The organism is Limnohabitans sp. TEGF005 (genome assembly GCF_055394835.1).
The window spans coordinates 2712531-2724351 of the sequence record NZ_AP029226.1 but is presented as its reverse complement, the minus strand read 5'-3'; the positions used below and the strand labels follow the sequence as shown (position 1 = coordinate 2724351).

The window sequence follows — 11821 nt, the reverse complement described above, 5'->3', positions numbered from 1 at the left end:
GGCACTTCTGACTGGAAACGGTCAGATCTGAAAGTTCAGAAACTGTCTGCGATCAAGTGCCACTCTGTGCCCGTGCTGAGTGATCAAGCAACCTGATGCAAACATTAAACCAACACACGGGCATTGCTCTTTTTAAGGATTTGAAAAATGGCTAAAGAAAAATTCGAACGGACCAAACCCCACGTCAACGTGGGCACCATCGGTCACGTTGACCACGGCAAAACCACACTGACAGCTGCTATCACGACCGTGTTGGCAGTCAAATTCGGTGGTTCGGCCAAGGCGTACGACCAGATCGACGCAGCACCCGAAGAAAAAGCCCGTGGTATCACGATCAACACTGCGCACGTCGAGTACGAAACCGCAAATCGTCACTACGCTCACGTTGACTGCCCAGGCCACGCTGACTATGTGAAAAACATGATCACTGGTGCTGCTCAGATGGACGGCGCTATTTTGGTTTGCTCCGCTGCTGACGGCCCAATGCCTCAGACCCGTGAGCACATCTTGTTGGCTCGTCAGGTGGGCGTGCCTTACATCATCGTGTTCCTGAACAAGTGCGACATGGTGGACGACGCTGAATTGTTGGAATTGGTCGAGATGGAAGTTCGCGAACTCCTGTCCAAGTACGATTTCCCAGGCGACGACACACCGATCATCCAGGGTTCTGCCAAGTTGGCTCTCGAAGGCGACAAAGGCCCATTGGGTGAAGAAGCCATCATGAAGTTGGCTGATGCACTGGACAACTACATCCCTACGCCTGAGCGTGCCGTGGACGGCGCCTTCTTGATGCCTGTGGAAGACGTGTTCTCCATCTCTGGTCGCGGCACTGTGGTGACTGGCCGTATCGAGCGCGGTATTGTCAAAGTTGGCGAAGAAATCGAAATCGTGGGTATCAAAGACACTGTCAAGACCACTTGCACAGGCGTTGAGATGTTCCGCAAGCTGTTGGACCAAGGTCAAGCTGGCGACAACGTCGGTATCTTGTTGCGCGGCACCAAGCGCGAAGACGTCGAGCGCGGCCAAGTGCTGTGCAAGCCAGGCTCGATCAAGCCACACACCCACTTCACGGGCGAGATCTATGTCTTGTCCAAAGACGAAGGTGGCCGTCACACGCCTTTCTTCAACAACTACCGTCCTCAGTTTTACTTCCGTACGACTGACGTGACCGGTGCGATCGAATTGCCAGAAGGCAAAGAGATGGTGATGCCTGGTGACAACGTGTCGATCACTGTGAAGTTGATCAACCCCATTGCGATGGAAGAAGGCTTGCGCTTCGCCATCCGCGAAGGTGGCCGCACAGTTGGCGCCGGCGTCGTTGCCAAGATCATCGCTTAATTCTTTTGTGGCGCAGCAGTGCAAAGGCTTGGCCTTTGCGCTGTAGCAAGCAGAAAACTCACCACAAGGAATTGACATGTCATCCAAGCAAAAAATCCGCATCCGCCTGAAGGCGTTTGACTACAAACTGATCGACCAGTCCGCTGCCGAGATCGTTGACACTGCCAAGCGCACCGGCGCGATTGTCAAGGGCCCAGTGCCTTTGCCAACACGCATGAAGCGTTTTGACATCCTGCGTTCACCGCACGTCAACAAGACCAGCCGTGACCAGTTGGAAATCCGTACACACCAGCGTTTGATGGACATCGTGGACCCTACTGATAAAACAGTCGACGCCCTGATGAAACTCGATCTGCCTGCTGGCGTGGACGTCGAAATCAAGCTGCAGTAATGCGGTTTGGGCTGGCTGAAAGGCCAGCCAAAAACTTGAAATAGTGCCCGATTTGCCAGTCATGGCAAGTCGGGCTATAATTTCAGGCTCACCTCTTTTTGGGGTGAGATTTATTAACAGTCTTTCACATACCAAACGTGGCTGCCAATTGAAGTGGCTGCGGTGGAAGTTTTGGAGAAAACAATGAGTCTGAGCAACTCCCTCGGGTTGCTGGGTCGCAAGGTGGGCATGATGCGTCTGTTCACTGATGATGGGGATTCAGTTCCTGTCACAGTGCTGGATGTGTCTAACAACCGCGTATCCCAGGTCAAAACCCAAGAGAACGATGGCTATGTCGCTTTGCAAGTGACATTTGGTGCCCGCAAGGCATCGCGCGTGACCAAGCCTATCGCTGGTCACTTGGCCAAAGCCGGTGTTGAAGCCGGTGAAATCATTCAAGAATTCCGCGTGACCTCTGACGCAGCCGCCCAGTACGCCCCAGGCGCCACTGTGCCTGTGGCAGCCGTGTTTGCTGTGGGCCAGAAAGTGGACGTGCAAGGCACATCCATCGGTAAAGGCTTCACCGGCACGATCAAGCGTCACAACTTCAAATCGCAGCGCGCTTCGCACGGTAACAGCCGTTCGCACAACGTGCCCGGTTCGATCTCCATGGCCCAAGATCCAGGCCGCGTGTTTCCAGGCAAGAAAATGTCGGGTCACCGTGGTGATGTGACTTGCACCACGCAGAATCTGGCCGTCATTCGCGTTGACGAAGTCCGTGGCCTGTTGATGGTCAAGGGTGCCATTCCTGGTTCCAAGGGTGGTTTTGTGACTGTGCGTCACGCCATCAAAGCTAAAGGAGCGATCTGATGCAGCTCGAACTCCTGAACGACCAAGGTCAAGCCGCTTCCAAAGTGGATGCGCCAGAAACCGTGTTCGGTCGTGAATACAACGAAGCCCTGATCCACCAAATCGTGGTGGCTTATCAGGCAAACGCCCGTCAAGGCACCCGCGCCCAAAAGGACCGTGAACAAGTTCACCACTCCACCAAGAAGCCTTTTAAACAAAAAGGCACTGGTCGCGCTCGTGCTGGTATGACTTCCTCGCCTTTGTGGCGTGGCGGTGGTCGGATTTTCCCGAACATGCCCGACGAAAACTTCACACAGAAGATCAACAAGAAGATGTACCGTGCTGGTATGGCTTCGATCTTCTCGCAGTTGGCCCGCGAAGGCCGTCTGGCTGTGGTGGATTCCTTCAAGGTCGAAACGCCAAAAACAAAGCAGCTCGCTGCCAAGTTCAAGGCCATGAGCCTCGATAACGTGCTGGTGATCGCTGACGAAGTCGACGAAAACCTGTACCTGGCATCGCGCAACCTGATCAACATCCTGATTGTTGAGCCGCGTTACGCTGATCCCGTGTCTTTGGTGAACTTCAAGAAAGTCCTCGTGACCAAAGGCGCCATGGACAAACTCAAGGAGATGTTTGCATGAGCGCCGTGAAGTTTGACGAAGGTCGTCTGATGTCGGTGTTGGTTGCGCCTATCGTGTCCGAAAAGGCCACCATGGTTGCTGAAAAGTCCAACGCTGTGACATTCAAAGTGCTGCAGGACGCTACCAAGCCTGAAATCAAAGCCGCTGTGGAATTGATGTTCAAGGTCGAGGTCAAAGGCGTGTCTGTGGTGAATACCAAGGGCAAGACCAAGCGTTTTGGCAAGACCATTGGCCGTCGCGACAACATTCGCAAGGCTTATGTCACGCTGCAACCAGGTCAAGAGCTGAACCTGTCCGGGGAGGCTGCGTAATCATGGCTGTCATCAAGATCAAACCGACATCCCCAGGCCGTCGTGGCGTGGTGAAGGTCACCCGTGACCACCTGCACAAAGGTGAAGGCTACGCTCCGTTGCTGGAACCCCAGCACCAGAAGTCGGGCCGTAACAACAACGGTCACATCACAACTCGCCATAAAGGCGGTGGTCACAAGCACCACTACCGCGTGGTCGATTTCAAGCGCAACAAAGATGCGATCCCGGCGAAAGTCGAGCGCATTGAGTACGATCCAAACCGTACTGCGCACATTGCTTTGCTGTGCTACGCCGATGGCGAGCGCCGTTACATCATTGCCCCACGTGGCATTGAAGCCGGTGCAACCCTGTTGTCGGGCCCAGAGGCGCCTATCCGCGCTGGCAACACTTTGCCTATCCGTAACATCCCAGTGGGCTCGACCATCCATTGCATCGAGCTCAAGCCCGGTGCTGGTGCTCAGATCGCCCGCTCGGCTGGTGCCTCGGCAACCTTGCTCGCTCGTGAAGGCATCTACGCTCAAGTGCGCATGCGCTCCGGTGAGGTTCGCAAGATCCACATCGAGTGCCGCGCAACGATTGGTGAAGTCGCCAACGAAGAACACAGCCTGCGCCAATTGGGCAAGGCCGGTGTCAAGCGCTGGATGGGTATCCGCCCAACAGTTCGTGGCGTTGCCATGAACCCGGTGGATCACCCGCACGGTGGTGGCGAAGGCCGTACCGGCGAAGGCCGTCATGCAGTAGACCCGTGGGGCAACCTCACTAAGGGCTACCGTACCCGTAACAACAAGCGCACACAGGTCATGATCGTGTCGCGTCGCAAGAAGTAAGGGTTAGACAATGACACGCTCTCTCAAAAAGGGTCCATTCGTTGACCACCATTTGTTGGCCAAGGTTGAAAAAGCCGTTGCCACCAAAGATAAAAAGCCCGTCAAGACATGGTCGCGTCGCTCCATGGTTTTGCCCGATTTCATCGGTCTGACCATCGCCGTTCACAACGGCAAGCAACACGTTCCTGTTTATGTGACCGACCAGATGGTTGGCCACAAATTGGGCGAATTCGCACTGACCCGGACATTCAAGGGTCACCCTGCGGACAAAAAAGTCCAGAAGAAATAAGGAAAGACCATGGAAACACGTGCAGTCCTCCGGGGCGTCCGTTTGTCGGTCGATAAAGGCCGCTTGGTCGCCGATTTGATTCGCGGTAAAAAAGTGGATCAAGCTCTGAACATTTTGACTTTCACGCAGAAAAAAGCTGCTGGCATTGTCAAAAAGGTTTTGGAGTCCGCCATCGCCAACGCTGAGCACAATGACGGTGCTGACATCGACGAGTTGAAGGTGAAAACCATCTACGTCGAACAAGGCACCACGCTCAAGCGTTTCACCGCCCGCGCCAAAGGCCGTGGCAACCGCATCAGCAAGCCCACATGCCATGTGTATGTGACGGTTGGCAACTAAGCAGGAAGAAACATGGGACAAAAAATCCATCCTACCGGCTTCCGTTTGGCCATCAGCCGTAACTGGGCAAGCCGCTGGTACGCAAGCAACAAAGACTTCGCCGGCATGCTGGCTGAAGACATCAAGGTGCGTGAGTACCTCAAGGCCAAGCTCAAGAACGCCGCGGTTTCCCGCGTGCTGATCGAGCGTCCAGCCAAGAGCGCCCGCATCACCATCTTCTCGGCTCGTCCAGGTGTGGTGATCGGCAAAAAAGGCGAAGACATCGAGTTGCTCAAGAAAGAACTCGCTGCTCGTTTGGGTGTGCCAGTGGCAGTGAACATCGAAGAAGTGCGCAAGCCTGAAATCGATGCGCAATTGATCGCTGACAGCATCACGCAACAGCTCGAAAAGCGGATCATGTTCCGCCGCGCCATGAAGCGCGCCATGCAAAACGCCATGCGTCTGGGTGCCCAAGGCATCAAGATCATGTCGGCTGGCCGTTTGAACGGTATCGAAATTGCGCGTACCGAGTGGTATCGCGAAGGTCGTGTGCCATTGCACACCCTGCGCGCTGACATCGACTACGCCACTTCCGAAGCCAAGACCACCTACGGCATCATTGGTGTCAAGGTCTGGGTCTACAAAGGTGACACTTTGGGTCGCAACGATGCTCCTGCACTGGCTGAGCCACGTGCCGAAGAAGAGCGCCGCCCACGTGGTCCACGTCGTGACGCCCGTCCTGGTGATCGCCCAACAGGTGATCGTCGTGGTGGCCCACGTCGCCCCGCTGGCACCAACACAGCCCCCACTGACGGTAGCGACAAGCCCGCCGGTGCAGGTGGTGATGCCAAACCCGCCGTTAAGCGCGTACGCACAGTCGCCGCGCCAGCTGCAGCAGCTGACGGTCAATAAGGAGTAACAACATGCTGCAACCTGCTCGCAGAAAGTTCCGCAAGGAACAGAAAGGCCGCAACACCGGCGTCGCTACCCGTGGTAACACGGTGGCGTTTGGTGACTTCGGCCTGAAGTCCACAGACCGTGGCCGTTTGACGGCCCGTCAGATCGAAGCCGCACGTCGTGCGATTTCCCGTCACGTCAAACGTGGTGGTCGTATCTGGATTCGTGTGTTCCCTGACAAGCCGATTTCCACCAAGCCTGCTGAAGTGCGTATGGGTAACGGTAAAGGTAACCCCGAATACTACGTGGCCGAGATCCAACCCGGAAAGGTGCTCTACGAAATCGTAGGCGTGCCAGAAGAGTTGGCCCGCGAAGCCTTCAAATTGGCCGCTGCCAAGTTGCCTCTGCGTACCACTTTTGTGGCACGTATGATCGGCCAGTAATTCAGGAGAAACAAGAAATGAAAGCTGCTGAACTGCGCCAAAAAGACGTTGCTGGTGTGAAAGACGAAATCAAAGCGCTGCAAAAAGCCCACTTTGGTCTGCGTATGCAAAAAGCCACGCAACAACTCGGCAATACCGGAACGTTGAGCGAAACCCGTCGTTCCATCGCTCGTGCCAAAACCATCCTTGCCCAAAAGCAAGCCGCCAAGTAAGGAGTGACCATGACGGAAGCTAAAACATCCCTCAAGCGCACCTTGATTGGCAAGGTGGTCAGCGACAAGCGCGCCAAGACCGTGACCGTGCTGGTTGAGCGTCGTGTTAAACACGCGCTCTACGGCAAGATCGTGGCCAAGTCGAGCAAATACCATGCGCACGACGAAACAGGTGAATTTCACTTGGGCGACACTATTGAAATCACGGAAAGCCGTCCGATTTCGAAGACCAAAAACTGGGTGGCTACTCGCCTGGTTCAGAAAGCTGCAGCCGTCTAAGCCCAAAAGCCTGACTTCTGCAAACTTTCAGAAAACGACCCACAATGGTGGGTCGTTTTTTTTTACCTCGGCGTTATTGCCTTTTCAAAAATTGGAGCACAACTTGATCAAAGTCGGAGACACCCTGCCTGCGGGCACCCTGATGGAATTCATCGAAGTAGAAGGCAACGGCTGCAGCATTGGCCCGAACCCTGTTGACGTGGCCAAAGCCAGCGCCGGGAAAACCATCGCCTTGTTCGCTTTGCCAGGTGCTTTTACGCCAACCTGCTCGGCCAAGCATGTTCCTGGCTATGTTGAAAATCATGACGCCTTGAAGGCTGCAGGCGTTGATGAAATCTGGTGTGTGAGCGTGAACGACGCATTCGTGATGGGTGCGTGGGCTCGTGATCAGAATACTGGCACCAAGGTTCGCATGCTGGGCGACGGCAGTGCCGATTTCAGCAAAGCCACTGGTTTGACGCTGGACCTGACCAGCCGTGGCATGGGCGTGCGCAGTAACCGTTACTCGATGTTGGTCAAAGATGGCAAAGTCGCCAGCTTGAACGTCGAGGGTCCTGGAAAATTCGAAGTCAGTGATGCCGCCACTTTGCTGGCGCAAGCAAAAGGCTGATCACGGGTGATCAAAATAAAAAAAGGGACCTTGGGTCCCTTTTTTATTGCATCACTGACAACATCAATCGATGTCGACTTTGAGGTAATGCGCTCCGGCATGGGGATTGTGATAGTAGGGGGGAATCTCTTCGAACCCGAGGTCTTCATACAGTGCTCTGGCCGACTCCATCTCGTCGAGTGTGTCGAGCAACACGCAGCTGTAGCCGGCCTTGCGCGCAGCATCGAGAATGGCTTCTGTTAACTGCCGACCCAAGCCCAAACCTCTAAATGCTTGGCGAACATACAAGCGTTTCATCTCGCTGGCATTGGTGTAATCCGATGCATCAAGCGGCCTTAAGGCGCAGCAACCAGCAACAGCGCCGTCAACCCAAGCCAGCAAGACTGTTCCACGTGGCTCGGCGTAATCGCCAGGCAAACCCGCAAGTTCATCCTGAAAGCCCTGAAAGCCCTGAAAGCACAGATCTACATCCAGGCTGGCCGCATATTCCTGAAAGATAGCGCGTGTTTCCATCCAGTCTTTGACACTGGATGGCGGCAGGAGTTGTGCAGTGAGTTTGTGCAATGTAAACATCAAATAAAACAGCGACAGTGTAGCTTGTGCCAAAGGCGCATCACTTGTACTTGTGTCACCCACCTAACGACACGACGGCTGCCACGGTCAATGCCGCCGAGGCCAATAAGATCAGTGCCAGCACGCGGCTCTTCCAGTTATCGGCAGAGTCAGGGACAGGTTCGGGCAGTGTTTTGTTGCCGTGCAACATGGCCGGAACGAGTGGTGGATGTTTGCGAAAACGGTACCAAACCAGCGCCAGCAAATGCATCGCAATCAATGCGATCAAAAGGAGTTTGCCAACATTTTTATGCCAACTGCTAGCCCAAGTCACCACCGTGCCAGAAACCAAAGTGGACAGTGGACCCATGTTGGAGATTTCATCGTCACTGACCAAGCCGGTCCCCACTTGGAGCAGCAAAACACAAAGGAGTGCCATCACCGACAAAGACCCCAAGGGGTTATGGCCAGCAAGATGTCGGATGTCAGAGTGCCCTTTCAGGTAGGCCCCTACATGACGTGGGCTTATGGGCAGTTGTGCCCAGCGTGACCAAAAGCCACCACAAAGGCCCCAGGCCAAGCGAAAAAACACAAGCGTTAAAACGGCATATCCAAAGCGGAAATGCCAAGCCATGGCGTCCCCACCCACATTGCCGGTGATGAGCAGGGCGACGATGCAGGCTACCAAAGCCCAGTGAAAAAGGCGAGTGGGTAAATCCCATATGCGGACGGTAAACATCATCAATGACACCTGTGCGAATAAGCAAAATTATGCGAGACTGAAACAGTTTAAAAGCATAAGGCTTTGCGCACCGTTTAAATTGATTGGAGTCACACATGAAAACGATATTGAACCTGTTGGCCGCCGCAATGGCATTGACCTTGGCTGTACCCGCCCAAGCCCAGTTTGCCAAACCCGACGATGCCATCAAATACCGAAAAGCCAGCTTTACCGTCATGGCGACGCATTTTGGTCGACTTGGTGCCATGGCCAATGGGCGCTTGCCCTACGATGCAAAAGTCGCAGCTGACAATGCCGAGCTGGTCACCACAATGTCCAAGTTGCCGTGGGCCGCATTTGGGGAAGGCACGGACAAAGGAGAAACACGCGCCAAGCCTGAAATCTGGAAAGAGTCAGCCAAATACAAAGAGGCGGCTGACAAGATGCAAGCCGAAATGGCGAAATTGAACATGGCTGCCAAGGCCGGTAATGTGGAGGCATTGAAGGCGGCTTTTGGTCCGGCAGCGGCGTCATGCAAAGCTTGTCACGATAACTTCCGCAAAGATTGAAAGTGTTTTGAGCCTGAGCCGCGAGCCGCTGTGGAGCAACCGGCTCAGGATTGTGTCAGTAACTTTTCGATCAGTTGGTGCAGCTCAACAAAGTTGGGTGCACCTACATAGCGCTTGACGATCTCGCCGCGCTTGTTCACCAAGAAGGTGGTTGGGGTGAGTTGGATATCACCCCATTCGCGCGCCACGGCTCCGGTGTTGTCAATTGCGACCTTGAACGGCAATTGGCGCGTTTGCGCGAAATTCACAACATAACTGGGCGGGTCGTAGCGCATGGCCACGGCCACTGTTTCATAGCCCTTGTCTTTGAACTTGTTGTATGTGGCCACAAGTTCGGGCATTTCGGCCACACATGTGGTGCAGCTGGTCGCCCAAAAATTCACCAAAGATACTTTTCCTTGCAATTGCTGTGACGTGACTGTGGAGCCGTCGAGCAAAACGAAGGAAGATTCGGGCGCACGTTCAGAAGAGCAGCCCCCAAGGGCCAATGACAAACCAAGGGCGCAGGCCCAATTCAACACAGACCGGCTAATTGGCTGGCGCTTCAAAGGAGTTTTCAAATGCATCTTCATCGTCGAAAGTTTAATACGTTCGTGATGTCCGCGGGTTGTTTGGTGATTGCGCCAGCACACGCCATCGGATTGGCTGACTTGTCTTCGGGCGATGCGTCTAAGGGGCTCAAGTTGGCGCTCGAGAAAGGCAGCGAGATGGCAGTGCAGTTGTTGGGTGTGCAAGATGGTTTCTGGGGCAATGACAAGGTGCGCATTGGCCTGCCAGACTCGGTGAACAAAGGTGCCAAGTTGTTGAAAACTTTGGGGATGGGTAAACAACTGGATGAACTGAACTTGCAGATGAACCGTGCGGCCGAAGCTGCGGTGCCGCTGTCTAAAAAGCTGCTGACCCAAGCCATTCAGAAAATGTCGGTCCAGGATGCCAAGGGCATTTTGCAAGGAGGCGAGAATGCAGTGACGCAATTTTTTGCCGGCAAGACGCGAACACCCTTGGCTGTGGAGTTCATGCCAACAGTCAGGCAATCGCTCGAAAAACTCGGCGTGGTGGATCAGTTCAACGCCGTGGCGGTCAAGCTGTCGGGTATCGGCTTGTTGGACAAAGACAAAGCCAAACTGGAGTCGTATGTCACAGACAAAACACTCGATGGTCTGTATTTCATGATCGGCGAAGAGGAAAAGAAAATTCGACAAAACCCAGCCCAGGCAGGCAGTGCCTTGCTGAGCAAAGTGTTTGGTGCTTTGCGCTAAACGCTCGCTGGATAAGAGGTTGGCGTGCCGCGCGACGCGGCAAATGACGCGCTGTCAAATCACCCCTTTGCCGCGCAATGGGCCTTGTTGTTCTGCGGTCCAGCCCAACACTTCGGTCAGAACTTCGGCTGTGTGCTGACCCAGCATGGGCGGCGGCAGATCTTGGCGAACGGGGGTGAGGCTCATCTTGATGGGACTGGACACCAGTTTTAAGGCCGGTTGGATCGGGTGTGACCAAGTGCTGACCATGCCGCGCTCTTGCACTTGTGGGTCGGCAAAGACTTCCCCTAATGTGTTGATGGCACCACAGGGCACTTTGGCGGCCTCCAGTGCGCCCAGCCAATTGGCCTTGGTCCGGGTTTTCATGATCGCCTCGAGCTGGGGCACCAACTCTGCGCGGTGGCGTACGCGGTCAGCGTTCAATGCATAGCGCGGGTCCTTTGCCAATTCAGGATGGCCTGCAACGGCACAAAATTTGGCAAATTGACCGTCGTTGCCCACGGCCAAAATCAGGTGGTCGCGCGTGCCTGGTGCTGTGTCGTCGGGTGCCATGACCTCAAACACTTGGTAGGGCACGATGTTCTGGTGCGCATTGCCCGCTCTGCCTGGTACTTTGCCGCTGACGAGGTAGTTGGAGCCCAAATTGGCCAGCATGGCAACCTGGGTGTCCAGCAAGGCCATGTCCACTTGCTGGCCTTCTCCGGTGCGTTCGGCGTGACGCAGTGCCGCCAAAATGGCGACTGTGGCGTACATGCCAGTGAACAAATCGGCCACGGCCACCCCCACTTTTTGGGGGCCGCCACCCAGATCATCGCGTTCTCCGGTGACGCTCATCAGGCCACCAATGCCTTGCACGGCGTAATCGTAGCCTGCGCGTTCGCGGTAAGGGCCGGTCTGGCCAAAGCCCGTCACGCTGCAATAAACCAGCTTGGGGTTGAGGGCGCTCAGGCTGGGGTAGTCTAGGCCGTAACGGGCCATGTCGCCCACCTTGAAGTTTTCAACGAACACGTGGCAATGCTTCACCAACTCGCGAATCAGCGCCTGACCTTCAGGCTGGGCGATGTCGCAGGTCACAGACCGTTTGTTGCGGTTGGCACCCAAGTAATACGCCGCCTCGGCGGTGTCCTGACCTTCGGCGTCTTTCAGAAAAGGCGGCCCCCAGGTACGGGTGTCGTCGCCGCTGCCGGGACGTTCGATTTTGATGACATCGGCCCCCAGGTCGGCCAATGTCTGGGTACACCATGGGCCCGCCAATACGCGGGAGAGGTCAAGAACGCGGATACCGTCAAGTGAATTCATGCATTCATTGTCGCGAAAAATCCAGCCTGTCGCTGAT

19 protein-coding genes are annotated in these 11821 nt (G+C 55.0%); 15 read left to right on the top strand and 4 right to left on the bottom strand.

Features of this window, described 5'->3' with window-relative positions; genetic code table 11:
- The first annotated feature begins 147 nt into the window (after positions 1-147).
- From tuf to ACZ5RG_RS13500, 13 genes are all read left to right on the top strand, one after another.
- Positions 148-1338 (top strand): elongation factor Tu, encoded by a 1191-nt coding sequence (gene tuf, locus ACZ5RG_RS13560; RefSeq protein ID WP_298602839.1) that lies wholly within the window; start codon positions 148-150, stop codon positions 1336-1338.
- Between the two features lie 76 nt (positions 1339-1414).
- A complete protein-coding gene (gene rpsJ / locus ACZ5RG_RS13555; protein ID WP_019426908.1) occupies positions 1415-1729 on the top strand; it encodes a 30S ribosomal protein S10 in 315 nt (104 codons plus the stop codon).
- Between the two features lie 183 nt (positions 1730-1912).
- Positions 1913-2578, top strand: coding sequence for a 50S ribosomal protein L3 (gene rplC, locus ACZ5RG_RS13550; protein ID WP_298602842.1), 666 nt, complete (start codon positions 1913-1915; stop codon positions 2576-2578).
- Entirely contained in the window at positions 2578-3198 is a 621-nt protein-coding gene (rplD, locus tag ACZ5RG_RS13545; RefSeq protein ID WP_019426906.1) for a 50S ribosomal protein L4, read from the top strand. The genes rplC and rplD overlap by 1 nt, the downstream gene beginning before the upstream one ends.
- Positions 3195-3509, top strand: a complete 315-nt coding sequence (rplW, locus tag ACZ5RG_RS13540; protein WP_019429300.1) for a 50S ribosomal protein L23 — start codon at positions 3195-3197, stop codon at positions 3507-3509. The genes rplD and rplW overlap by 4 nt, the downstream gene beginning before the upstream one ends.
- A gap of 2 nt (positions 3510-3511) precedes the next feature.
- On the top strand, positions 3512-4336 hold the full coding sequence (gene rplB / locus ACZ5RG_RS13535; RefSeq protein ID WP_019429301.1) for a 50S ribosomal protein L2: 825 nt from the start codon (positions 3512-3514) through the stop codon (positions 4334-4336).
- Between the two features lie 10 nt (positions 4337-4346).
- A complete protein-coding gene (gene rpsS / locus ACZ5RG_RS13530; RefSeq protein ID WP_007847809.1) occupies positions 4347-4625 on the top strand; it encodes a 30S ribosomal protein S19 in 279 nt (92 codons plus the stop codon).
- A 9-nt stretch (positions 4626-4634) separates the two neighbouring features.
- On the top strand, positions 4635-4964 hold the full coding sequence (gene rplV, locus ACZ5RG_RS13525; RefSeq protein ID WP_019426902.1) for a 50S ribosomal protein L22: 330 nt from the start codon (positions 4635-4637) through the stop codon (positions 4962-4964).
- A gap of 12 nt (positions 4965-4976) precedes the next feature.
- Entirely contained in the window at positions 4977-5855 is an 879-nt protein-coding gene (rpsC, locus tag ACZ5RG_RS13520; protein ID WP_019429302.1) for a 30S ribosomal protein S3, read from the top strand.
- Positions 5856-5866: 11 nt separating this feature from the next.
- Positions 5867-6283 (top strand): 50S ribosomal protein L16, encoded by a 417-nt coding sequence (gene rplP / locus ACZ5RG_RS13515; RefSeq protein ID WP_019426900.1) that lies wholly within the window; start codon positions 5867-5869, stop codon positions 6281-6283.
- A gap of 17 nt (positions 6284-6300) precedes the next feature.
- Positions 6301-6495, top strand: coding sequence for a 50S ribosomal protein L29 (rpmC, locus tag ACZ5RG_RS13510; protein ID WP_019429303.1), 195 nt, complete (start codon positions 6301-6303; stop codon positions 6493-6495).
- A gap of 9 nt (positions 6496-6504) precedes the next feature.
- Positions 6505-6774 (top strand): 30S ribosomal protein S17, encoded by a 270-nt coding sequence (gene rpsQ, locus ACZ5RG_RS13505; RefSeq protein ID WP_019426898.1) that lies wholly within the window; start codon positions 6505-6507, stop codon positions 6772-6774.
- 103 nt (positions 6775-6877) lie between these two features.
- Positions 6878-7384: a peroxiredoxin gene (locus ACZ5RG_RS13500; RefSeq protein ID WP_298602856.1), complete on the top strand. Its 507-nt coding sequence runs from the start codon at positions 6878-6880 to the stop codon at positions 7382-7384.
- Positions 7385-7447: 63 nt separating this feature from the next.
- Here the strand turns inward: ACZ5RG_RS13500 and ACZ5RG_RS13495 are convergent, their stop codons facing one another.
- Positions 7448-7897: a GNAT family N-acetyltransferase gene (locus tag ACZ5RG_RS13495; protein ID WP_464448212.1), complete on the bottom strand. Its 450-nt coding sequence runs from the start codon at positions 7895-7897 to the stop codon at positions 7448-7450.
- Between the two features lie 115 nt (positions 7898-8012).
- Positions 8013-8678 (bottom strand): cytochrome b/b6 domain-containing protein, encoded by a 666-nt coding sequence (locus ACZ5RG_RS13490; RefSeq protein WP_464447325.1) that lies wholly within the window; start codon positions 8676-8678, stop codon positions 8013-8015.
- 95 nt (positions 8679-8773) lie between these two features.
- Between ACZ5RG_RS13490 and ACZ5RG_RS13485 the strand changes: the two genes are divergently transcribed.
- Positions 8774-9226 carry a c-type cytochrome gene (locus tag ACZ5RG_RS13485; RefSeq protein WP_298602859.1) on the top strand — a complete coding sequence of 151 codons (453 nt, stop codon included), beginning with the start codon at positions 8774-8776 and terminating at the stop codon, positions 9224-9226.
- Positions 9227-9270: 44 nt separating this feature from the next.
- On the opposite strand, the gene ACZ5RG_RS13480 is transcribed toward ACZ5RG_RS13485, so the two are convergent.
- A complete protein-coding gene (locus ACZ5RG_RS13480; protein WP_409418260.1) occupies positions 9271-9792 on the bottom strand; it encodes a TlpA disulfide reductase family protein in 522 nt (173 codons plus the stop codon).
- Positions 9793-9822: 30 nt separating this feature from the next.
- Between ACZ5RG_RS13480 and ACZ5RG_RS13475 the strand changes: the two genes are divergently transcribed.
- Complete coding sequence (locus ACZ5RG_RS13475) at positions 9823-10485, top strand: DUF4197 domain-containing protein (RefSeq protein WP_464447324.1); 663 nt, start codon at positions 9823-9825, stop codon at positions 10483-10485.
- A gap of 54 nt (positions 10486-10539) precedes the next feature.
- On the opposite strand, the gene ACZ5RG_RS13470 is transcribed toward ACZ5RG_RS13475, so the two are convergent.
- Positions 10540-11784: a CaiB/BaiF CoA transferase family protein gene (locus tag ACZ5RG_RS13470; RefSeq protein ID WP_315236849.1), complete on the bottom strand. Its 1245-nt coding sequence runs from the start codon at positions 11782-11784 to the stop codon at positions 10540-10542.
- Positions 11785-11821: the final 37 nt, after the last annotated feature.